Here is a 26,528-nt window from a genome sequence, read left to right as displayed (position 1 = left end):
GGGCCGCCAGCCGGCCATGCGTGGCTTTCAGCGCTTCCTGCGCCGAGGCGCGGCCCACATCGATGCGTACCGGCAGCGTGTTGATGAACATGCCCATGGCCTGATCGGCACCGGCCACGCCCCCCATCCGGCCAAACAGCACCGTGCCGAAGACGGGATTGTTCTGCCCGCTCGTGGCCGACAGCACCAGTGCCCAGGCCAGATGGAACACGCTGGCTGCGCTCACACCCTGTGCGCGCGCCACCTGCCGGATCCGTACCGACAGGTCTGCCGGCAGCGGATGGTGAATTTCTTCGACCGTGCTGCCATCGCCCATCACGTCGAGAATGCCGAAGGGAGCAGTCGTTTCTTCGATATCCCCCAGCATGTCGGTGAAGAAGGCTTCGTGCGCAGCCTCGTCGGCACCCAGCACAGCCTGTACCACGAAATTGCGGAACGGCACCACCGGCGGCAATTCGCTGCTTCGGCCCTGCTGCAGCAAACCGATCTCGTGCACCATCCGCTCCAGCGTGGTGTGGTCGCTGATCAGGTGGTGCGAGGCCAGCTGAAGCAGCCAGCGGTCGTTGGCTGCATCCTGCGCGGCCAGCAGGCGGATCATCGGAGCCTTGCGCACGTCGATGCGGTGACGCGTCGGGTCGATCAGGCTTTCCAGATGGGTGCGGACATCACGGGCAGCAACAACGCCCACGTCTGGCATTGCATCTGCATTCTGGTGCGTATCTGTATTCGTTGATGTATCCGCAGATACGTTCGGAAGTGCACCCGATCCTGCCCCTACACCTGGGTAAGCGCCAGCACCGGCAGATGCTACGTTGTAGATGTCAGGCCATTCCAGTACGACATGCGCCTGCCGGTTCACCACCTGCACCGGCTTCGACAGGCCCTCCCACAACACGGCCGTGCGCAGGATGTCGTGGCGGGCGACCACTTCGTTCAGGCTGGCCACGAAACGTTCCAGCCGTTCGCGCGTATCGAAGGCCAGCAGCGTCGGCGTCACATAGGCATCGCCCTCCTGCTGCAGCTGGTGGTGGAACAGCATCCCTTCCTGCAGCGGCGCCAGCGGGTAGATGTCCTGCACGTTGGCCATGCCACCCGGTACCTGTTCGGCCACCGTGTCGATGTCGGCCTGCGTGAGCTGCACCAGCGGCAGCATGTCCGGCGTGATGTGCGTGCAGCCGGCCGGAATGCCGTTAGGCGAGATGGTAATTTCGCCGTAAGCTGCACCCTCGCCTGCACCCTCACCCATGCCTTCGCCCGCTTCGGCACGGGCCAGAGCTGCGGCCTGCGCCTGTGCCAGCGCATCGGCAAAGGCCGACAGCACGGGCTGTTCGAACAGTTCGCGCACCTGCGCACGCAGGCCCGCAGCACGCATGCGCTCGACCAGCGTCAACGCCAGCAGCGAATGACCACCCAGTTCGAAGAAATTGCTGCTGCGGCCCACACGCTCGACGCCCAGCACTTCGGCCCAGAGCTGCGCAAGCTGCGTTTCCAGCTCGCCTTCGGGGGCCTCATACGCTTCTCCGGCATCCAATACCGGTTCAGGCAGTGCCTTGCGGTCGATCTTGCCATTGGCATTGAGCGGCAGCGCCTCCAGCACCATGATGGCGGACGGCGCCATGTAATCCGGCAACACCGCTTTCAGTGCCTGGCGCAGCACGGAACCATCCAGCGTCTGACCAGCATGAGCATGGCCCGAGACATAACCGGCCAGCTGCGTGCCCTGTGGAGTCTCGCGCGCCACCACCACCGCTTCGCGTACGCCGGGCTGTTTGAGAAGCTGCGCCTCCACCTCGCCCAGTTCGATGCGGAAACCCCGTACCTTCACCTGCTCGTCGATGCGCCCCAGATAGATCAGCTGGCCTTCTTCGCTCCAGCGCACCAGATCACCGGTGCGATACAGCCGACCTCCATGGGCATCGAAGGGATCGGCCACGAAGCGTTCGGCCGTGAGGTCCGGACGGTTCACATAACCCCGCGCCAGCAGTCTGCCGCCAATGTACAGCTCGCCTGGCACACCCACGGGTACGGGGTTCAGCGCCGCATCCAGCACATGGGCCTGGGTCTCGTCGATGGGCCGGCCGATGGGCACCGGCGTGCGACCGTCATCCCGGCAGGTCCAGCGGGTGACGTGAATGGTCGTTTCGGTTGGACCATACAGGTTCTGCAGCACACCCTCACCCAGCCCCTGCACGGCCATCGACTGGACCTTCGTACTGATGGCCTCACCGCCCACCATCACATGCTTCAGCCCCGTCGGCTGCCCCTGCCGGCTGGCCAGAAAGGCCTGCAGCATCTGCGGCACGAAATTCAGGGTGGTGACACGGTGCCGTTCGATCAGCGCAAAGATGCGCTGCGGATCACGATGATCACCCGGTGCTGCAATGGCCAGCCGCACGCCGCTGGTCAGTGGCCAGAATATTTCCCAGCACGACACATCGAAGCCGATGGGCGCCTTGTGCAGAACCGTATCATCCTCATCCAGCGCATACACACGTTGCATCCACTGCATGCAGCTGGCCAGACTGCGGTGGCTCACCCCCACGCCCTTCGGGGTGCCGGTGGAACCAGAGGTGTAGATTACATAAGCCAGCTGGCTGCCATGAATGTCAGGCAGATCGTTCGGGCTGATATTCGTGCCGACGGCGGAAACACGGGCATTGTCCCTTTCACCGGCCGCGTTCGATCCCGACGGTATTTCTTTGCTTCCCGCAGCACTTCCGTCGTTCTGGCCGTACACGGTGCCTGCATCACTGCCAGGCTCATCTCCAGCAGACAATGCCTGTTCCATCAGAACCGTGTTCACGCCAGCCACCGCCGGCAGCTGCGCCCGCAGGCGCTCGTGCGTGAGCACTACCTGCAGGCCGCTGTCCTGTATCATGTATGCAATCCGTTGCGCCGGCAGTTCGGGGTCGAGCGGCACGAAGGCGGCGCCGGCCTTCAGAATGCCCAGCATCGACACCACCAGATCCAGCGAGCGTTCCTGGAATATGCCCACCCGGTCCTCGGGGCACACGCCCCGGGCACGCAGGTTCCGTGCCAGGGTTTCCGCACGGCGGTCCAGCGCTTCATACGACAGGCTGTCCGAACCGAACAGCAGGGCCGTGTCCGCTGGTTTGGTGTGCACGTGGCGCGCGAGGGAGTTCAGCACCAGATCGAGCGACGCATGCTGGTGAGCATTGCATCCCCATGCCTGCAGGTCTGTTTGCTCCGCGGCCGACAGCAACGGCACGTTTCCGATGGGCATGTCGGGGTGATGCACCATCGCATCCAGAATCTGCCCGACATGCGAAAGCATGCGTTCGATGGTTTCTGCCCGGAACAGTTCCTCCGCCCACGACAGGCCCACATGGAAGGTACCGTCCGGCGCCTCCACGGTGTTCATCACCAGCTCGAACTGTGCCCCCTGGGTGCCCAGCGGGTACGATTCCAGCACGGCATCCGGCAGCGCTACCTGCTGCGGTACCGCGTCCTCGGTCAGGTAATTGAACATCACCTGAAACAGGGGATTCACCCCCGGTGTACGCACGGGATGCAGGGCCTCGACCAGCTGGTCGAAGGGCATGTCCTGATGGGCCTGTGCACCAATGGCAGTCTGCCGGACCTGCGCCAGCAGCTGCCGCAGGCCGAGCCCCTCGTGCATCACGGTGCGCAGCACCTGGGTATTGACGAAAAATCCCACCAGCCCTTCCAGCTCGGGCCGGTTGCGGTTGGACACCGGAATACCCACGCTGATGTCCGAAAGCCCGGTATGGCGTGCCAGCAGCAGCTGAAAGGCCGCCAGAAACACCATGAAGGGCGTCAGTCGCTCGCGCGCACAAAGCTGGCGTATGCCTTCGGCCAGTGGGCCATCGATCACCCGCTGCTGGCTGGCCACCGTGTAATGCCCGTCGGCCCGGCGTGGTGCATCGGCCGGCAGTTCCAGCACCGGGCGCTCGCCCTGCAGGCATGCCGTCCAGTAGGCCAGCTGCCGGTCACTCTCCCCGGCTTCCATCCAGCTACGCTGCCAGGCTGCATAATCGGTGTAATGAATGGGCAGCGTCGGAAGTGCCGCCTGCTTTCCCTGTACAGCCCCATCGTAGATCTGCCCGAATTCCTGCACCAGCAGCTGCAGGGACCAGTCATCGGCAATGATGTGGTGCACCACCACGACCAGCACATGCTCCTCTGCGGCCAGCCGGATCAGCCCCACCCGCAGCAGGTGCCCTGCTTCCAGATCGAACGGGGTCTGCTGCCATTGCTGCACGAGCTGCTGCACGCGCGCCGTCTGTGCTTCGGCTTTCAGGTCATGCACATCTGCCTGTTCCACGGTCGGGATGCAGGCTTCATCCACATACTGGCATACGCTTCCATCCGGCTTCGCCCCGAACCGGACCTTCAGCTGCGGGTGCCGGTCTGCCAGCCGCCCGAAGCTGCGTATCAGCGCCGGCACGTCCAGCGCACCACGCCAGCGCAGCGCACTGCTCAGGTGATAGGCGCTGCTTGCCCGGTCGAGCTGCCACAGAAACCACTGCCGCTGCTGGGCGTAGGACAGCGGTGCGCCACCATCTGCCGGCACCGGAGCCGGCACGATGGGAAACTGCGTCCACGACTGCCCCTGGTCCTGCAGCTTCTGGTAGAACTTTCTGCGCTGCGCGGGCGAGAGCTGCGCAAACCGCTCGGCCAGTCGGGTCAGCATCGGGTCACTCATCGTCGTCTTCCAGCAGTTCATCCATGAAGGCGTCCAGCGCATGCAGGTCCGCCGTATCCGTGTTGCGCTGCGCGGCAGGCAGGCGCGCCGCCAGATCCGCCAGATCATGTGCGAGGAACAGCATGTCCAGTGTCACCGGCAGCGACAGCGTGCTCTTCATCTGGTTGACCGCCCGCAGCGCCAGCAGCGAGTGCCCGCCCAGCTCGAAGAAATTGTCGTGACGGCCCAAGCGCTCCACGCCCAGCACTTCGGCCCAGATGGACGCAAGCTGCGTTTCCAGTTTGCCTTCGGGAGCCTCGTACGCATCGCCGGTATCGAATACCGGTTCGGGTAGCGCCCGGCGGTCGATCTTGCCGTTGGCGTTGAGCGGCAGTCTGTCCAGCACCGTGATGGCGGCTGGGACCATGTAATCCGGCAATACAGCCTTCAATGCCTGTCGCAGGGCGGAACCATCCAGTAGCTGTCCGGAATGTCCCGACACATAGCCCGCCAGTTGCGTGCCCTGCGGGGTATCGCGCGCCACCACCACCGCTTCACGTACTCCCGGCACCTGCAGCAGCTGCGACTCCACTTCGCCCAGCTCCACCCGGAAACCACGCACCTTGATCTGATCGTCGATGCGGCCCAGATACTCCAGCTGGCCCCGTTCGTTCCAGCGCACGATGTCGCCGGTGCGGTACAGACGTGTACCCTCAGCAAACGGATTGGCAATGAACCGCTCGGCCGTCAGCTCCGGCCGGTTCACATAGCCGCGTGCCAGCAGCTCGCCACCGATGTACAGCTCCCCCACCACGCCCATCGGCACCGGGTTCAGATTGCCATCCAGCACGTGCACCTGCCGGCCCGGCAGTACCTCACCAATCGGCATCTGCACCGGCAGCGGCAGCTTTCCGTTCACGAAGGGTGCGCAGTCCTGCACCACCGCTGTTACCGTCGCTTCCGTCGGACCATAGGTGTTGAGCAGCCGGATGTGCTGCATCCCGGCACGGCGCCATGCGCCGATCACTTCCGGTGGCATGGCCTCGCCGCCGGCATGCACCTGCCGCAGCCGGCCGTAGTCCTTAACACCCCGCTGGGCAAAATCCTGCACCAGCAGTGACCAGTAGGCGGTAGTCAGGTCCACCACCGTGATGCCATCGGCCAGCAGGTGCTCGTGGAAGGTCTGGCTGTCCCAGATGTCCCGCCCGCGAATCACGATGCTCGCCCCAGCGCTCAGCGGGCCAAACACCTGTTCGACGAAGCCGTCGAAGTTCATCGTCGAGAACTGCAGCATGCGCTCGGCAGCCGTCAGCCCAAAGAAGCCGATGGAGACTTCGGCATGGGCCGCCAGTGCGGCATGGCTGATGGCCACACCCTTGGGCATGCCGGTGGAGCCCGAGGTGTAGATTACGTACGCAAGGTTGCCACCCGAAAGGGGCACAGACGGATTGCGTGTGGATGCGTCATCCCTGCCCGCGAACGTTGAAGCACCCGTGGCAGACAACTGGAATGCAGGGGTGTTGTCTGCACCGTCATTCTGGCCAGATGACGACGCATGACCTTCTGCTGCATGCTCGCCGTCAGCCGGCCGCAAAGCGGCTGATTCATTCTCCAGCACCGCCATGTCGAGCAGTGTCACACTCGCCACCTTCGGCAGCACATTTTGCAGATGCGCCTGCGTCAGCACCCAGCGCAGGCCGCTGTCCTGCATCATGTGCACCAGACGGTCTGCCGGATAGGCCGGGTCCAGCGGTACATAGGCACCCCCCGCCTTCTGGATGGCCAGCAGGCCGATGATCATCTCGGGTGAGCGCTCCACCGCGATGCCGACGCGCGTGTCTGCGCCCACACCGAGGGCGATCAGCGCATGGGCGATCCGATTGGCGCGGGCGTTGACTTCCGCGTAGCTCAACGACTGGCCTTCGAACATGAGGGCCACGGCATCAGGCCGTTCGGCCGCATGGGCTTCGAAGCGGCGGAAGGCAAATACGCCATGGGTACTGTTCGCGCCCAGCCCCAGCACGACCAGCCGCTGCGCTTCCTCCTGGGGCAGCACCGACAGCTCGGCCAGCGGGCGCTCGCTGTTTGTTGCCAGCCGGTCGACCAGCACTTCCAGTGCACGCTGCACATAACCGGCAATCGGTGCCGCGCCAATGCGCACATCGATCTGGGGCACCAGCGTGAACCCGTCGCCCGTCTCGTCCACCGACAGGTCGAACGGATAATTGGTGCGTTCCTCGCCCCCCAGCACGCTCATGCCGGCCCACACCCGTGCATCCTCGGCCGGATCGGCCTTCGCAATATAGCGATAGTTCAGCATGGCGGTGAACAGCGGCGCCCCTGCGGGCACGCGGCTGCAGCGCTGGGCCTGGGAAAGGCTGGCGTGCTCGTGCCGCAGCAGCGCCGTCAGGCGTGCATGCGTGGCCTTCAGCGCTTCCTGCGCCGAAACCCGGCCCACATCGATGCGCACCGGCAGCGTGTTGATGAACATGCCCATGGCCTGATCGGCACCTTCCACACCGCCCATGCGCCCAAACAGCACCGTGCCAAATACCGGGCTACTCTGGCCACTGGCGGCCGACAGCACCAGCGCCCATGCCAGATGGAACACGCTGGCCGCGCTCACCCTCTGTGCACGGGCCACCTGCCGGATCCGTGCCGACAGCACTGCCGGCAGCGGATGGTGGATTTCCTCCACGGTGCTGCCATCACCCATCACATCGAGAATACCAAACGGAGCCGTCGTCTCCTCGATGTCGCCCAGCATGTCGGTGAAGAAGACTTCGTGTGTCGCCTCGTCGGCACCCAGCACAGCCTGTGCCACGAAATTGCGGAACGGCACCACCGGGGGCAATTCCGCACGGCGCCCCTGCTGCAGCAGGCCGATTTCGTGCACGATGCGTTCCAGTGTGGTGTGGTCGCTGATCAGGTGATGCAGCACTACGGCAAGCAGCCAGCGGCCCGTGCCGTCCTCGGCCGCCACCAGACGCAGCATTGGTGCCCTGCGCACATCCAGCCGGTGATGGGCCGGATCGATCAGGCGGGTGAGCCGGGCGAGCGCATCGTCTGCCGTGTCTGCACCAGCATGGGAAGAGGCTTTGTCTGCACCGGCATGGAAAGAAGCATTGTCTGCACCCGAAACATCGGCCCATTCCAGCCCGACCCGTGCCTGCCGGTTCACCACCTGTACCGGTTGCGAAAGACCATCCCACAGCACCGCCGTGCGCAGGATGTCGTGACGCGCCACCACCTCGTTCAGGCTGGCCACGAAGCTTTCCAGCCGTTCGCGGCTGTCGAAGGCCAGCAGCGTCGGTTTCAGGTAGGCATCCCCTTCCTGCTGCAGCTGGTGATGGAACAGAATGCCTTCCTGCAGCGGGGCCAGCGGATAAATATCCTGCACATTGGCCATGCCATCAGGTGTCTGCCGTGCAATCGCATCGATATCCGTCTGCGTCAGCTGCACCAGCGGCAGCATGTCCGGTGTGATGTGTGTGCAGCCTGGCGGAATGCCGTTGGGCGGAATGGCCATGTCACCATAAACCGCGCCCTCTCCTGCGCCCTCACCCACGATTCCGCCCGCTTCGGCACGCGCCAGGGCAGCAGCCTGCGCCCGTGTCAGTGCATCTGCAAAGGCCGACAGCACGGGCTGTTCGAACAGCTCGCGCACCTGCGCGCGAATACCCGCGGCGCGCATGCGCTCGACCAGTGTCAGCGCCAGCAGCGAATGGCCGCCCAGCTCGAAGAAATTATCCTGCCGGCCCACACGTTCGACGCCCAGCGCCTCAGCCCAGATCTGCGCCAGCGGGATTTCCAGTTCACCTTCGGGCGCCTCGTATGCCTCGCCCCCATCGAATACCGGCGCGGGCAGTGCCTTGCGGTCGATCTTGCCGTTGGCATTGAGCGGCAGTGCATCCAGCACCACGATCAGCGAGGGCACCATGTAATCGGGCAGTGCGGCCTTCAGACGCTGGCGAATATCTGCCCCGTCGAGTTCATCATCGCGCCCATTTGCATCCGATGCTGCATCCGCTGCCTCACGGGACGATGCCCCGGCACTGCCCGCGGACAGACCGGACACATAACCGACCAGCTGGGTGCCCTGCGCCGTACCGCGTGCCACCACCACCGCCTCGCGTACGCCCGGCACCTGCAGCAGCTGCGCCTCCACCTCGCCCAGCTCGATGCGAAAGCCCCGCACCTTCACCTGTTCGTCGATGCGGCCCAGATATTCCAGCTGGCCTGCGTCATTCCAGCGCACCAGGTCCCCGGTGCGGTAGAGCCGCTCGCCGCCCTCGCCGAACGGGCTGGCCACGAAGCGCTCGGCCGTCAGGTCCGGCCGGTTCACATAGCCCCGTGCCAGCGAAATGCCGCCCAGATACAGCTCACCCATCGTGCCCTGCGGCACCAGTCGCAGCGCGGCGTCCAGCACATAGGCCCGGGTATCGGACACGGGGCGCCCGATGGGCACATTCAGCACGTCATCGGGCCGGCACAGCCAGCTGGTGACATCGATGGCTGCCTCGGTGGGACCATACATGTTGTAGAGATCCACCTGCGGCAGACGCTGCAGCACATCATGCGTGACCGAGGCCGGCAATGCCTCGCCGATGCAGATGATGCGCTTCAGGCTGGCGCAATGCGCAGCCACGTCGTGCGCCATGAACGCCTGCAGCATCGACGGCACGAAATGGATGGTCGTGACACCATGCGTCCTGATCACATCCATGAGCCGTGCGGGGTCGCGATGATCACCGGGCGCTGCAATGACCAGCGTCGAACCATTCGTCAGGGGCCAGAACAGTTCCAGCAGCGACACATCGAAACTGTACGGCGTTTTCTGCAGCACCACATCGTTGCCGCCTGACTGGAAAAGCGCCTCCATCCAGACCAGCTGGTTGAACAGCGACACGTGCCGGTTGCCCACGCCCTTCGGTTTGCCGGTGGAGCCCGAGGTGTACATCACGTAGGCCAGTCCGTTACGGTGCACCGGCACCGACGGATTTTCCGTGGATGCCTGCGCCCAGTCCGTTCCATCCAGCAGCACCATGCGGATATTGCCGGACGCAGGCAGGGCAGCGCGCAGGTCGTTCCTGAATTTCGGCTGCAGCACCAGCAGCTGCAATCTGCTGTCTTCGATCATGTACTGCAGACGGTCGGCCGGCAGGGTGGGCTCCAGCGGCACATAGGCGGCCCCCGTCTTCATGATGGCCAGCAGGCCCACCAGCATGTCCAGCGAGCGCTCCGCCGCAATGCCCACCCGGTCGTCACGCTGAACGCCCTGCGCCAGCAGATGACGGGCCAGCTGGTTGGCGCACGCATTCAGCTCTCCATAGCTCATGCGCTGCGCGCCGAACACCAGCGCGGTCCTGTCGGGTCGCGCCTGTGCCTGCTGCGCGATCAGTTCATGTACCGGGCAGGTGAAGGGATGCCGTTCGGCATTCACCCCCCACTGCAGCAGCTGCGCCTCTTCTGTCGGCGTCACCACGGTGAGGGATTCCAGCGGTGCACCGGGAGAGGATGCCAGCGCATCCAGCAGTGTCTCCAGCAGCCGCACCAGATACGTGCTGATGCGCTGCGCACTGACCGGACCATCGATCTGCATCGACAGGCCAAAGGCACCACGTGCGGGATCGTTGACGGCGAGGCTGAACGGATAATTCGTGCGTTCCTCTTCCGACAGGACCCGCACGCCTTCCCAGCCCGCATCGGCGCCGTCCTCACCGGCGCTGTCGTGACGGTAATTGATCAGCGCGGTAAAGAGGGGCGAGCCGGATGGCAGGTCGGCACAGCGCTGGGCCATGGCCAGCGGTGCCATTTCATGGCGCAACAGCGCGGCCAGCACGTCGTGCGTATGGGCCAGCGCCCGGGCCACGCTCTGGTGATCGAGACGCAGCCGAACCGGCAGCGTGTTGATGAACATGCCCATGGCACTGTCCACCCCTTCGGCGCCGGTCATCCGGCCAAACAGCACCGTGCCGAACACCGGACTGCCCTGCCCGCTGGTGGCCGACACCAGCATGGCCCAGGCCAGATGGAACACGCTGGCCGCGCTGACGCCCTGCTGGCGGGCCATGGCGCGGATACGTGCAGACAAGTCATCGGACAGGCGCTCGTGATGTTCATTGAACTGCGCGCCGCCCCCCTGTACGTCCAGCAGGCCGAACGGCGCCGTCGTTTCCTGCACGCTGCCCAGCATCTGCTGGAAGAATGCCTCGTGTGCGGCATCATCACGTGCCAGCACCGCCTGGGCCACGAAGTTGCGGAACGGCACGACGGGCGGCAGCGCGCTGCTTCGGCCCTGCTGCAGCAGGCCGATCTCGTGCACGATGCGTTCCAGCGTGGTGTGATCACTGATCAGATGATGGAAGGCCAACTGCAGCAGCCAGCGGCTGTTTTTTTCATCCTGCGCAGCCAACAGCCGGATCATCGGCGCGCTGCGCACGTCGATGCGGTGGCGCGTCGGGTCGATCAGGCTTTCCAGCTGTGCGCGGACATCAGGGACGGCAACGGCCCCCGCATCTGCGGTGACATCTGTACGCTGGTGTACATCTGCATTCGGTAATGCTTTCGTCACCAGATACTCATCTGCGCCTTCGGATTTGCCGGCACCTGCTGGTACGTCCGAAGGCGTGTGCGCGCTGGCACCCGTACTACCGATGCCTGGCCATTCCAGCGCCACCTGCGCCTGCCGGTTCACCACCTGCACCGGCTTCGACAATCCTTCCCACAGCACAGCCGTGCGCAGGATGTCGTGACGGACCACCACCTCGTTCAGGCTGGCCACGAAACGTTCCAGCCGCTCGCGTGTGTCGAAGGCCAGCAGCGTCGGCGTCACATAGGCATCGCCTTCCTGCTGCAACTGGTGGTGGAACAGCATCCCTTCCTGCAGCGGCGCCAGCGGGTAGATGTCCTGCACGTTGGCCATGCCACCGGGCGTCTGGCCCGCAACCGAATCAATCTCGGCCTGCGTGAGCTGCACCAGCGACAGCATGTCCGGCGTGATGTGCGTGCAGCCGGCCCGAATACCGTTGGGCGGGATGGCGATTTCACCATAAGCGCCCTCTCCTGCGCCCTCACCCGCATTCCCGCCCCCTTCGGCACGGGCCAGCGCAGCGGCCTGCGCCTGTGCCAGTGCATCGGCGAAGGCCGACAGCACGGGCTGTTCGAACAGTTCGCGCACCTGCGCGCGAATGCCCGCGGCTCGCATGCGCTCGACCAGCGTCAGCGCCAGCAGTGAATGGCCACCCAGTTCGAAGAAATTGCTGCTGCGGCCTACGCATTCGACACCCAGCACATTGGCCCAGAGCTGTGCAAGCTGCGTTTCCAGCTCGCCTTCGGGGGCCTCATACGCTTCTCCGGCATCGAATACCGGCGCGGGTAGTGCCTTGCGGTCGATCTTGCCGTTGGTGTTGAGCGGCAGCGTATCCAGCACCATGATGACGGACGGCACCATGTAATCCGGCAGTACCGCCTTCAAAGCCTGTCGCAAGATGGAGCCATCCAGCTTCTGCCCGGGGTATTCCTCACTGGACGGGTCAGGCAAACCGGCTGTGTGTGCTGCGGCGGTTGAAGCCGTTGCGGTCGTTGCACCGGTTGCACCGGTTGTGCCCGTTGTACCAGTTGCGTCCGTTGCTCCGGTTGCATCCGTCGCACCGATACCCGCAGCAGAATACCCGGACACATAACCCGCCAGCTGCGTACCCTGCGCCGTTTCGCGTGCCACCACCACGGCTTCGCGCACGCCGGGCAGTTTGAGCAGCTGCGATTCCACCTCGCCCAGCTCCACGCGGAAACCACGCACCTTGATCTGGTCGTCGATGCGGCCCAGATACTCCAGCTGACCCCGTTCGTTCCAGCGCACGATGTCGCCGGTACGGTACAGACGGCTGCTGATTCCATGAATAGTGCCCTGGCCTTCTGCCCCCTGAACCTGCTGAGACTGCGCGAAGTCATCAACAAACGGATTGGCAATGAACCGCTCGGCCGTCAGCTCCGGCCGGTTCACATAGCCGCGCGCCAGCAGCTCGCCGCCGATGTACAGTTCTCCCGCCACGCCCATCGGCACCGGGTTCAGGTTGCCGTCCAGCACGTGCACCTGCCGGCCCGGCAGTACCTCACCAATCGGCATCTGCACCGGCAGCGGCAGCTCTCCGTTTACGTAGGGTGCGCAGTCCTGCACCACCGCTGTCACCGTCGCTTCCGTCGGACCATAGGTGTTGAGCAGCCGGATGTGCTGCATCCCGGCACGGCGCCATGCACCGATCACTTCCGGTGGCATGGCCTCACCGCCCGCGTGCACCTGCCGCAGCCGGCCGTAGTCCTTAACACCCCGCTGGGCAAAATCCTGCACCAGCAGTGACCAGTAGGCGGTAGTCAGGTCCACCACCGTGATGCCATCGGCCAGCATGTGCTCGTGGAAGGTCTGGCTGTCCCAGATGTCCCGCCCGCGAATCACGATGCTCGCCCCGGCGCTCAGCGGGCCGAACACCTGTTCGACAAAGCCATCGAAGTTCATCGTCGAGAACTGCAGCATGCGCTCGGCAGCCGTCAGCCCAAAGAAGCCGATGGATACTTCGGCATGGGCCGCCAGTGCAGCATGGCTGATGGCCACACCCTTGGGCATGCCGGTGGAGCCCGAGGTGTAGATCACGTAGGCCAGGCTGTCGGGGGCAAGTGTCACGAACGGGTTTTCGCTGGACGCATCTTTCCCGATTTCCGCGATATCCAGCAGCCCGACACCCTCCACCCTCGGCAGCGCATTTTGCAGATGTGCCTGCGTCAGCACCCAGCGCAGGCCGCTGTCCTGCATCATGTGCACCAGACGGTCTGCCGGGTAAGCCGGGTCCAGCGGTACGTAGGCCCCCCCCGCCTTCTGGATGGCCAGCAGGCCGATGATCATCTCCGGCGAGCGTTCCACCGCAATGCCAACGCGCATGTCTGCGCCCACGCCGTGCGCAATCAGCGCATGGGCGATCCGGTTGGCACTGGCGTTGACTTCGGCGTAGCTCAGCGACTGCCCCTCGAACACCAGGGCTACGGCATCGGGCCGTTCGGCCGTATGGGCTTCGAAGCGGCGGAAGGCAAATGCGTGCAGGCCATCTGCATCGTACGCATCAACGGCAGCCTTCGCTCCATCGGCACTATTCGCGCCTTGCCCCAACACGGCCAGCCGCTGCGCCTCCCCTTGCGGCAGCACCGACAACTCAGCCAGCGGGCGTGTTTCACCACGCTCGAGACACTGCACCAGCGCTTCCACCGCCTGCTGCATGTACCCTGCCATACGCGCCGCACCGATGCGCAGATCGATCTGCGGCACCAGCGTGAAACCATCGCCCGTTTCATCCACCGAAAGGTCGAACGGATAATTGGTACGCTCTTCTCCGCCCAGCACGCTCATGCCGGCCCAGGCCTGATCCTGCCCGTCGGCATGGCTGTCCGGCGTCATGTAGCGGTAATTCAGCAGGGCTGTGAACAGCGGGGCACCCGCCGGCACGCGACTGCAGCGCTGTGCAAGCGCCAGACTGGCATGCTCGTGCTTCAGCAGGGCTGCCAGCCGGCCATGCGTGGCTTTCAGTGCTTCCTGTGCCGAGGCCCGGCCCACATCGATGCGCACCGGCAGCGTGTTGATGAACATGCCCATGGCCTGGTCGGCACCGGCCACACCGCCCATCCGGCCGAACAGCACCGTGCCGAAGACGGGACTGTTCTGCCCGCTCGTGGCCGACAGTACCAGCGCCCAGGCCAGATGGAAGACGCTGGCAGCGCTCACACCCTGTGCACGCGCCACCTGCCGTATCCGTGCCGACAGGTCTGCCGGCAGCGGATGGTGGATTTCTTCCACCGTGCTGCCATCACCCATCACGTCGAGAATGCCGAACGGAGCAGTCGTCTCTTCGATGTCGCCCAGCATGCCGGTGAAGAAGGCTTCGTGTGCGGCCTCGTCGGCACCCAGCACGGCCTGTGCCACGAAGTTGCGGAATGGCACCACCGGCGGCAGTTCGCTGCTTCGGCCCTGCTGCAGCAGGCCGATTTCGTGCACCATGCGCTCCAGCGTGGTGTGATCGCTGATCAGGTGGTGCGAGGCCAGCTGCAGCAGCCAGCGGTCGTTGGCGGCATCCTGCGCGGCCAGCAGCCGGATCATCGGTGCCCTGCGCACATCGATGCGGTGGCCCGTCGGGTCGATCAGGCTTTCCAGCTGGGTGCGGACATCAGAAACGGCAACAGCACCCGTGTCTGCTGCTGCATCTGGATGTGCAACTGCATCGGCAGGCACCGCATTGTCGATGTCGGGCCATTCCAGCACGACATGCGCCTGCCGGTTCACCACCTGCACCGGCTTCGACAGGCCCTCCCACAGCACCGCCGTGCGCAGGATGTCGTGTCGCGCCACCACCTCGTTCAGGCTGGCCACGAAGCGCTCCAAGCGCTCGCGCGTATCGAAGGCCAGCAGCGTCGGTGTCACATAGGCATCACCCTCCTGCTGCAGCTGGTGATGGAACAGCATCCCTTCCTGCAGCGGCGCCAGCGGGTAGATGTCCTGCACGTTGGCCATGCCACCCGGTACCTGTGCGGCCACCGTGTCGATGTCGGCCTGCGTGAGCTGCACCAGCGGCAGCATGTCCGGTGTAATGTGCGTGCAGCCGGCCGGAATGCCGTTGGGCGGGATGACAATGTCGCCATAAGCGCCCTCACCCACGATCTCGCCCGCTTCGGCACGGGCCAGCGCAGCGGCCTGTGCCTGTGCCAGTGCATCGGCAAAGGCCGACAGCACGGGCTGTTCGAACAGCTCACGCACCTGCGCGCGAATGCCTGCGGCCCGCATGCGCTCGACCAGCATCAGTGCCAGCAGTGAATGGCCGCCCAGTTCGAAGAAATTGCTGCTGCGGCCTACACGTTCGACGCCCAGCACGTCGGCCCACAGTTGCGCAAGCTGCATTTCCAGTTCGCCTTCAGGCGCTTCGTAGGCATCGCCGGCATCGAATACCGGCGCGGGCAGCGCCTTGCGGTCGATCTTGCCATTGGCGTTGAGCGGCAGCGCGTCCAGCACCATGATGGCGGGCGGCACCATGTAATCCGGCAATACCGCTTTCAGTGCCTGGCGCAGTACGGAACCATCCAGGTTCTGGCCAGCATGGCCCGACACATAGCCGGCCAGCTGCGTGCCTTGTGGAGTCTCACGCGCCACCACCACGGCTTCGCGCACGCCGGGCTGCTTGAGAAGCTGCGCCTCCACCTCGCCCAGCTCGACACGGAACCCGCGTACCTTCACCTGCTCGTCGGCACGGCCCAGATATTCCAGCTGACCCTGTGCATTCCAGCGCACGATATCACCGGTGCGATACAGGCGGCTGCCCGCGCCAGTGCCTGCGCCAACCGTCACGGCGCCGTCGGTTTCGCACGCGATATCCGTGCCCGCTTCACCGTCGGTGCCATCGATGCCGGCAAACGGATTGGCGATGAAACGTTCGGCCGTCAGTTCCGGCTGGTTCACGTAACCACGCGCCAGCAGCTCACCGCCGATGTACAGTTCGCCTGCAACGCCTTCCGGCACCGGATTGAGCGCATCATCCAGCACATACAGCTGCCGGCCGTTCAGCGGCCGCCCAATCGGCACCTGCGGGGGCTGGGACACCCGTGCCTTGTCCTGGCCCTGCCCATACGCTGCATCCTGCGCCTGCGCATGCTCTGGGTCCTCCGCCTGTGCAGGCAGTATGCAGTCCTGTGCCGTTGCGGTCACCACCGCCTCGGTCGGGCCATACAGGTTCAGCAACCGGACATGCGCCATGCCGGCATCGTGCCAGATGCGCAGCAAGCCGGGCGACATGGCTTCACCCCCCACCTGAAGCTGCCGCAACCGGCCGAAGTCCTTCACGCCACGACGGGCAAGGTCCTGCACCAGCACGGAGGCATGGGCCGTGGTCAGGTCCAGCACCGTAATACCGTCGGCCAGCAGCCGCTGATGCAGCGTGCTGCTGTCCCACACATCCTGGCCACGAATCACCAGGCTGGCACCCGCGGCCAGCGGGGCAAACACCTGATCGACGAATGCATCGAAATTCACCGTCGAGAACTGCAGCACCCGGTCTGCCTCGCTCAGACCCAGACGCGCCATGGCTGCGTCGCAGTGGCCCGCAAGCGCACGATGGCTGATGCCCACTCCTTTTGGCGTACCGGTCGAACCGGAGGTGTAGATCACATAGGCCAGGCCGTCCGGGGCAAATGGTACAGACGGGTTTTCGCTGAGCGTAGCTTTCTCGCCGGAAGCAGCCTTTTTGCTGGGCGAATCTATCCCACTGAACGCATCTTCCCCATTCGGACGTCCGGCTTCACTGCCGTTCTCTGACGGTGACCCGATAGCCCTGCTGAACACTGTGCCGTCTTCACGTTCCAGCGCGGCAATATCCAGCAGCTCGACGCCCGCCACCTTCGGCAGCGCATTTTTAAGATGCGTCTGCGTCAGCACCCAGCGCAGGCCGCTGTCCTGCATCATGTGCACCAGACGGTCCGCCGGGTAGGCGGGATCAAGCGGCACGTAGGCTGCGCCTGCCTTGTGGATGGCGAGCAGGCCGATGATCATCTCGGGTGAGCGTTCCACCGCCATGCCGACGCGTGTGTCCACGCCCACGCCGTGGGCGATCAGCGCATGGGCGATCCGGTTGGCGCGGGCATTGACCTCGCCATAGCTCAGTGCCGGACCCTCGAATACCAGGGCCACGGCATTGGGCCGTTCGGCTGCATGGACCTCGAAACGGCGGAAGGCAAATGCGTGCAGGCCATCTGCATCGTCCGCATCAACCGCAGCCTTCACGCCATCGGCACTGTTCGCGCCCTGCCCCAGCATGGCCAGTTTCTGCATTTCTTCCGCCGTCAGTACCGACAGGCTGCCCAGCGGCTGCGCGCGGGCGCTGACGGCTGCATCGACCAGCTGTGCCAGCGCCTGCTGCAGATAGCCCGCGATCCGGCCGGCACCGATCTGGCGGTCGACCTGTACGTCCAGCACGAAACCTTCGCCGGCATCATCCACCGACACGTCGAACGGATAATTGCTGCGCTCCTGCCCCCCCAGAACCGCCATGCCTTCCCAGGCCTGCACGGCATCCGCGCCGGTCTGGCTGATGTAGCGATAGTTCAGCATGGCGGTGAACAGCGGTGCCGAAGCAGGCACGCCGCTGCAACGCTGGGCGCGGGCAAGGCTGGCATGTTCGTGCCTCAGCAGCGCCGTCAGCCGCGCATGCGTGCGCCTCAGCGCTTCGCCTGCGGTCTCCCGCCCCACGTCGATGCGCACCGGCAGGGTATTGATGAACATGCCCATGGCATCGTCTGCACCGGCCACGCCTCCCATCCGGCCGAACAGCACCGTGCCGAACACCGGGCTGCGCTGTCCGCTGGTGGCCGACAGCACCATGGCCCATGCCAGGTGGAAGACACTCGCCGCACTCACGCCCTGCGCACGGGCCACCTGCCGGATCTGCGCCGACAGTGCTGCGGGCACCGGCTGCTTCAGCGCTTCCACGCCGCTGCCGTCGCCCTGCACATCGAGCATGCCAAAGGGGGCCGTCGTCTCTTCGATGTCGCCCAGCATGTCGCGGAAGAAAGCCTCTTCGGCAGTTTCGTCGCGGCCCAGCACGGCCTGTGCCACGAAATTGCGGAACGGCACCACCGGCGGCAGTTCGCTGCTTCGGCCCTGCTGCAGCAGGCCGATCTCGTGCACCATCCGTTCCAGCGTGGTGTGGTCGCTGATCAGGTGGTGCAGCGACACGGACAGCAGCCAGCGACCACGCGTCGCGACATTTCCCTGCACCGATGCATCCTGAACGTCACTGCCGGCATGGGCGGAATCACCGGAAAGTGCGGTGCCGGATGGAACGCGTGGCGATGGGTCTTCCACGGCCACCAGATGCAGCAATGGAGCCTTTCTCACGTCCAGCCGGTGATGGGCCGGGTCGGTCAGGCGCGTCAGCCGGGCCAGTACATCGTCTTCCGTGCCGGCGCCGGCGTGAGCGGCGTCAGCAGAGCCAGTGCCATGAATGCCGCCGATGGCATTTCCGGCATTGTCCGGCGAAACCGGGGAAACATTCCCGGCAGTAAGCGCCTTTTCCGTTTCAGAAAAATCGGCCCACATCAGTTCGACGCGTGCCGTGCGGTTCACCACCTGCACCGGTTTCGACAGCCCCTCCCACAGCACGGCCGTGCGCAGGATGTCGTGACGCGCCACCACCTCGTTCAGGCTGGCCACGAAGCGTTCCAGCCGCTCGCGCGTATCGAAGGCCAACAGCGTCGGCGTGACATAGGCATCGCCCTCCTGCTGCAGCTGGTGGTGGAACAGCATCCCTTCCTGCAGCGGCGCCAGCGGGTAGATATCCTGCACATTGGCCATGCCACCCGGTACCTGTGCGGCCACCGTGACGATGTCGGCCTGCGTGAGCTGCACCAGCGGCAGCATCTCCGGCGTGATGTGCGTGCAGCCGTCCGGAATGCCCTTGGGCGGGATGGCAATATTCCCATAGGCCGCACCCTTTCCTGCGCCCTCACCCGCACTCTCACCCGCTTCGGCACGGGCCAGCGCAGCGGCCTGCGCCTGTACCAGCGCATCGGCAAAGGCCGACAGCACGGGCTGTTCGAACAGTTCGCGCACCTGCGCGCGAATGCCCGCGGCCCGCATGCGCTCGACCAGCGTCAGTGCCAGCAGTGAATGGCCTCCCAGCTCGAAGAAATTGCTGCTACGGCCCACGCGTTCGACGCCCAGCACTTCGGCCCACAGTTGCGCGAGCTGCGTTTCCAGTTCGCCTTCGGGGGCTTCGTAGGCATCGCCGGCATCGAATACCGGTGCGGGCAGCGCCTTGCGGTCGATCTTGCCGTTGGCGTTGAGCGGCAGTGCCTCCAGCACCATGATGGCCGACGGCACCATGTAGTCGGGCAGCACCCGGGCCAGCTGCGCCTTCAGGTCACGGGCATCCAGCAGTGCCCCCGGCTGTGCAGCCACGTAGGCCACCAGCTGGGCGCCGCCGGCAGCCGGCACGATCGTGACGACGGCTTCCCGGACGGCATCGATGTCGGCGAGGCGGCTTTCGATCTCGCCCAGCTCGACACGGTAGCCGCGCACCTTCACCTGATGGTCGATCCGGGCCAGATATTCCAGCTGGCCCTGTTCGTTCCATTTCACCAGATCGCCGGTGCGATAGAGGCGCGCGCCGTTCTGGCTGAACGGATCGGCCACGAAACGGTCGCTGCTGAGGTCGGGGCGCCCCAGATAGCCCCGCGCCAGGCCGATGCCACCCACATACAGCTCGCCCGCCACCCCCACGGGCACGTGCCGCAGCTGTTCGTCCAGAATGTGCACACGCCGGCTGCCGACCGGATTGCCGATGGGCATGTACAGCGCCCGTTCGCTTTCGCGTTCACCCTGCTGCCAGACGCACATGCTGGTGGCAATGATGGTTTCGGTCGGCCCGTAGGCGTTGACCACACGCTCGGCCCGCAGCTTGTGCACGATATTGCGGTAGTCGTCGCGACCGAAGGCCTCGCCGCCGACGATGCACACGCGCACCGACAGCTCGCCCGGCTGCAGGTCGTTGCAGAGCTGGCGCACGTAAGCGGGCGGAAGATTGATGACCGTCAGCCGGTCCCGCTGGATGCGCTGTTTGAGGTCATCGGTCTGCAGCAGGATGTCCGGCGTGATCCAGACGCCGGCACCGCGGATCAGCGGCACGATCCACAGGTCACCGGCGGCATCGAAGCTGAACGAGAAGGTGTGCAGCGCCCGGTCATCGGCCCGCATGTCGAAAATGTCGGCAATGGCCTGGATGTGCATGGCCAGCGGGCCATGGGCCACCGACACGCCCTTGGGCGCCCCGGTGGAGCCGGAGGTATAGATGACGTAGGCCAGGTTTTCCCCATGCAGCGCAACATCCGGGTTATCTGCCGGGTACCGCTGCCAGTCGATGTCTTCCGGCAGGATCACGTCCACCCCGGCATGGGTCATCTGCTGCCGGTGCGCACGCGAGCTGATCACCGCGTGCATGTCGCTGGCCTGCATGATCCAGGCCAGGCGTTCGGCGGGATACTGCAGGTCCAGCGGCACATAGGCGCCGCCCGCCTTCAGGATGGCCAGCATGGCCACCACCACCTCGCTGGAACGCTCGAGTGCCACGCCCACCCGCGTCTCAGGTTTCATGCCCCGGTGCAGCAGCAGATGGGCCAGCCGGTTGGCCCGTTCGTTGAGCTGCCGGTACGACAGTGATTCACCCTCGAAGCACAGGGCAATGGCATCGGGCGTGCGTGCCACCTGGTCCTCGATGAGCCGGTGAATGGGCCGTTCGGTACTGTAGACGGGCGCATTGCCGCCCCAGCGGGCCAGCCGCTCGCGCTCGTGGCCGGGCAGCACGGACAGCGCATCGATGGCCACCGGCGTGGCCTGCTGCAGCGCATCCGTCAGGACCTGCAGGGCCTGCTGCACCAAATCCGCCACGCGCCGGGCGCCGATCCGCACATCCACCTGGGGAACCAGCGTCAGGGCGCGCCCATCGTCATCGATGGACAGACTGAACGGATAATTGCTGCGTTCCTTGCCACCCAGCACGCGCATGCCGGTACGGGCCTGCAGTTCCTCGACACCGGCCTGCCCGGTATAGCGGTAATTCAGCATGGCCGTGAACAGCGGCGCACCGGCCGGCACGGCACTGCAGCGCTGGGCCTGTGCGAGGCTGGCGTGCTCATGCCGCAGCAGCGCCACCAGCCGCGCATGGGTGGCCTTCAGTGCCTCGCGCACCGGCTGGCTGCCCGCGCCGATACGAATGGGCAGCGAATTGATGAACATGCCCATGGCGCTGTCGGCGCCTTCGCCCCCACCCATGCGGCCAAACAGCACCGTGCCGAATACCGGGCTCGACTGCCCACTGGTGGCCGACAGCACCATGGCCCATGCCAGATGGAAGACACTCGCCGCGCTCACGCCCTGCGCCCGCGCCACCTGCCGGATGCTGGCAGACAGCGCTGTCGGCAGCGGGTGACGGATTTCTTCCACCGTGCTGCCATCGCCCTGCACATCGAGCAGGCCGAACGGTGCGGTCGTTTCCTCGATGTCGCCCAGCATGTCGCGGAAGAAGACCTCTTCGGCGGCTTCATCACGGCCCAGTACGGCCTGCGCCACGAAATTGCGGAACGGCACCACCGGCGGCAGTTCGCTGCTTCGGCCCTGCTGCAGCAGGCCGATTTCATGCACGATACGCTCCAGCGTGGTGTGATCGCTGATCAGGTGGTGCAGCGACACGGACAGCAGCCAGCGACCATGCGTCGCAACATTTTCCTGCGCCGACGCCGCCTGAATGGCAGTGCCGGCATGGGCGGAATCACCGGAAAGTGCGGAGCCGGATGGAACACGTGGCAATGGGTCTTCCACGGCCACCAGGTGCAGCATGGGGGCCTTTCTCACGTCCAGCCGGTGATGGGCCGGGTCGGTCAGGCGTGCCAGTCGGGCCAGTACATCGTCTTCCGTAACAGCGCCGGCATAGGTGGCGCCAGCCGCGCCTGTTCCATGAATGTCATCGCTGGCATTTCCGGCGTTGTCCGGCGCAGTCGGGAAAACCGGGAAAACATTCCCGGCAGGAAGCGTTTTTTCCGTTTCAGAAAAATCGGCCCAGGCCAGTTCAACACGTGCCGTGCGGTTCACCACCTGCACCGGCTTCGACAGGCCCTCCCACAGCACGGCCGTGCGCAGGATGTCGTGACGGGCCACCACCTCGTTCAGGCTGGCCACGAAGCGCTCCAGCCGCTCGCGTGTGTCAAAGGCCAGCAGCGTCGGCGTCACATAGGCATCGCCTTCCTGCTGCAGCTGGTGATGGAACAGCATCCCTTCCTGCAGCGGCGCCAGCGGGTAGATGTCCTGCACGTTGGCCATGCCACCGGGCGTCTGGCCCGCAACCGAATCAATCTCGGCTTGCGTGAGCTGCACCAGCGGCAGCATCTCCGGTGTAATGTGCGTGCAGCCGTCGGGAATACCGTTGGGGGGAATGGCGATTTCATCATAAGCGCCCTCTCCTGCGCCCTCACCCGCGTTCCCGCCCGCTTCGGCACGGGCCAGCGCAGCGGCCTGTGCCTGTGCCAGTGCATCGGCAAAGGCCGACAGCAAGGGCTGTTCGAACAGTTCGCGCACCTGCGCGCGAATGCCCGCGGCCCGCATGCGCTCGACCAGCGTCAGTGCCAGCAGCGAATGGCCGCCCAGTTCAAAGAAATTGTCCTGCCGGCCCACACGTTCGACACCCAGCACTTCAGCCCACAGTTGCGCGAGCTGCGTTTCCAGTTCGCCTTCAGGGGCTTCGTAGGCATCACCGGCATCGAATACCGGCTCGGGCAACGCCTTGCGGTCGATCTTGCCGTTGGCGTTGAGCGGCAGCGCCTGCAGCACCATGATGACGGAGGGCACCATGTAGTCCGGGAGAACGGCGGCCAGCGACTGCCGCAGGGTGGCTGCCGTGTCGCGCATCTCACCATGCCCGGTCTCCTGGCCGGGCTGCGCCACACCTGTTCTGTCCTGAAGGCGGGCAGATTCCGTATCCAGTCCTGCGCCCGGTACGGTGGCCGGCACGGCCTCTCCTGCGCTGCCGGCCTGCAGGGAAACATAGCCCACCAGCTGCAGGCCGCGCGGCGTCTGGCGTGCGACCACGACGGCTTCGCGCACACCGGGCTGCCGGCGCAGCTGTGCGGCCACTTCGCCCAGTTCCACGCGAAAACCGCGGATTTTCACCTGCTCATCGATGCGGCCCAGATATTCCAGCTGGCCCTGCGCGTTCCAGCACACCAGATCGCCGGTGCGGTAGAGACGCTCGCCGGTCTGGCCGAAGGGACTGGCCACGAAGCGGTCGGCCGTGAGGTCCGGTCGGCCGACATAGCCGCGCGCCAGGCCGATGCCGCCCAGGTACAGCTCGCCGACCATGCCGGGTGCCACGGGGTTGAGCGCAGCATCCAGCACGTGCGTGGCAATGCCGCTGATAGGGGCGCCGATGGGCACGGACGCCGGTATTTCACCGGTGCAGGTCCAGCTGGTGACATCGATGGCCGCCTCGGTGGGGCCGTACAGGTTGTGCAGGGCTGCTCCGGGCAGCATCTCGCGCGTACGCTGTGCAACCGGGACCGGCAGGGCTTCGCCGCTGCAGATGATCCGGCGCAGGCTCGTGCAGTCCTGCACGCCCTCGTACTGCAGGAAAGCCTGCAGCATGGAGGGCACGAAATGCAGGGTGGTGACACCGTGATGGTCGATGAGTTCGCGCAGGCGTTGCGGATCCCGATGATCTCCCGGGCGTGCCACGGCCAGCGTGGCGCCCTGCATCAGCGGCCAGAAGAATTCCCACACCGACACATCGAAACTGAACGGGGTTTTCTGCAGCACCACGTCCTGCGCCGTCAGGCCATACGCCTGCTGCATCCACTGCAGCCGGTTCGACAGGGCACGATGACGGTTGCCGGCCCCTTTCGGGGCACCGGTCGAACCGGAGGTGTAGATGACATAGGCCAGCTGTTCGTCATGCACGGGCAGGCCGGGATTGGCATCGGAACATCCCCGGGTGTCGAGCACGTCGAGCGCCATCGCCGGTACGGGCGGAAAAACGGGTTCCGTACCGGACCATGTCTTCAGCAGATCCGCATGGGTCAGCAGCAGGCGCGCCCCGCTGTCGTGCAGCATGCCGGCCAGGCGCTGCACGGGCAGATCGGGATCGAGCGGCACATACGCGCCCCCCGCCTTCAGCACCGCCAGCAGGGCCACCACCATGTCGGGCGAACGGTAAAGGCTCACACCGACCCGGCTGTCCGTACCGATGCCCTGCGCCAGCAGATGATGGGCCAGACGGTTGGCCCGGGCGTTCAGTTCGCGGTAGCTGAGCGTGGTGTCGTCGAAGGCCACGGCCACGGCATCCGGATTTGCAGCGACCTGATTTTCGATCAGCGCATGAACGGCAGGAAAGGCCGAAAATGTCTGCGTGTTTTCCGACCATTGCGCCAGCTGCTGCCGTTCGGCCGCATCGACCAGTGGCCGGGCATCGATCCGCGCCTGCGCGGTGCCGGCATCGGCCAGCTGTTCCAGCAGGGCCACATAACGCTGCACCATGCGTGTCAGGGTGGCGGGTTCGAACAGTTCCCGGGCGCAGGAAAAGCGGATGGTCACGTTGCCGTTTTCGTCTTCGACCGTCTGCAGCGTCAGTTCGAACTGTGCATCCGGTTCGGCAAAATGCAGGCGCTCGACCGTGAGCTGCGGCCAGTTTTCCGCGTCGCGGCGCGACTGGCGCAGGTGGTTGAACATCACCTGAAATACCGGGTGCACACCATAGTGACGCGTGGGCTGCAGCACCTCGACGAGGTGATCGAAGGGGATGTCGGGATGGCTCTGCGCCTGCAGCACGGCATCACGCACCTGGGCGAACAGGGCATCCAGACTGCGGGCATTTTCGGGCATCGTCTGCACGACCAGCGTGTTGACGAACAGCCCCACCACGCCCTGGGTCTCCGGCAGATGGCGACTGGCCGACGGGATGCCGACCCGGATGGTGTCGAGCCCCACATGACGGTAAAGCCACGCATGAAATGCCGTGAGCAGCGTCATGAACAGCGTGCCCCCCTGGCTCCGTGCAAACGCCTGCAGGCGGGCAACCAGCGCACGGTCGAGCGTCGTGCCCTCGAAGGCCACGCGGTATTTGCCATCGGCATGGCGGGGATGATCGGTGGGCAGTGCCAGTACATCATCGGCGCTGCCCAGCTGTGTGCGCCACCAGTCACGCTGCTGGCGCGCCGGCTCGGTGTCGATCCACTGCTTCTGCCAGTGGGCATAGTCGGCATAGGTGATGGCCGGCTCGGGCATCTGCACGGTTTCGCCCAGAACGGCTGCACGGTAGCGTCTGGCCAGTTCGTCGATGATCAGCTGGACCGACCATTCGTCGCAGACGATGTGATGCACGACGACCAGCAGATGGTGTTCGTCCGGCGCCGTGCGCAGCAGCTGCGCACGCAGCAGCGGGCCACGCGTGAGATCGAAGGGTTCGTGGCTGAGCCGGGCGACCTGTCTTTCCACCAGCGTGGCCGTTGCATTTGCCGGTGCGTCTGCCTGCACGGCTGCGGTTGCGGTTGCGGCAGCAGCTGTCGATGCAGCTCGAGTCACCGCGCCGGTTGCCGCCATATTTTGGGTTGCAGCCACGTTTTGGGTTGCGTCCAGGACTTCGGTTGCGGCTTCCGCTGCCACCCTGCCGGCCGTCATGTCCAGCAGCGGCACGTCCAGCACCAGCTGCGGGTGTACCCGCTGCCACACTTCGCCCGATTCGCCCGCATGGAAGGTCGTGCGCAGGCTGGGGTGATGATCGACCACGGCCTGCAGGGCCTGCCGCAGCCGTGCCGCATCCAGCCGGCCACGCAGCTTCAGGCCGCCGCACATGTGATAGGCAGTCGTGGACGGATCCATCTGCCACAGGAACCACTGCCGCATCTGTGCAAACGACAGCACGGTATCGGCCGCGGCATCGGGACGGTGCGGCACGGTCTGCTGGCGGGACACGCCGGCCGCGCGTGCACCGGGCACGACGCCCCTGCCGGGAACGGCGCGTGATCCAGAGGCCGCACCCGCACCGGGAGCGACACCTGCACCGGCAGCACCCGTGCCAGCGACGACGCCCGCCCCCGCACCGGGGACGACACCTGCACCGGGAGCGGTACCAGCGCCAGCACCCGCTGCCGTGCCAGCGGCGGCGGACGCATCACCGGCTGCACCGGCAGCCCCCGCCGTGCGCGCCCTGGCGCCCCCACGCAGGCGTGCCTGCAGGGCGGCCCGCTGTGCGGGGCTCAGTTGGCTGCGAAGTGCGTCACGCTGTTCCTTGCTGGACAT

Annotated in this window: 2 protein-coding genes (1 of these 2 only partly in view); both read right to left on the bottom strand. The window is 65.5% G+C overall.

What is annotated here, in order from left to right:
- Nucleotides 1-4,687, bottom strand: the 5' portion of a protein-coding gene (locus EHV23_RS15920) for a non-ribosomal peptide synthetase (RefSeq protein ID WP_238990267.1). The gene continues 3,353 nt to the left of window position 1, outside the view; only the first 4,687 of its 8,040 coding nucleotides appear in the window; it begins with the start codon at nucleotides 4,685-4,687; the stop codon falls past the left edge of the window.
- The gene (locus tag EHV23_RS04060) at nucleotides 4,680-26,528 is read right to left on the bottom strand and encodes a non-ribosomal peptide synthase/polyketide synthase (RefSeq protein WP_125094821.1); all 21,849 of its coding nucleotides are present in this window, start codon (nucleotides 26,526-26,528) and stop codon (nucleotides 4,680-4,682) included. Before EHV23_RS04060 ends, EHV23_RS15920 begins: the two co-directional genes overlap by 8 nt.

This window comes from Lautropia dentalis, assembly GCF_003892345.1.
GTDB classification, from domain to species: Bacteria; Pseudomonadota; Gammaproteobacteria; order Burkholderiales; family Burkholderiaceae_E; genus Lautropia; species Lautropia dentalis.
Note: the sequence above shows the minus strand (reverse complement) of the source record. Positions and strands in the feature narration are given on the sequence as shown.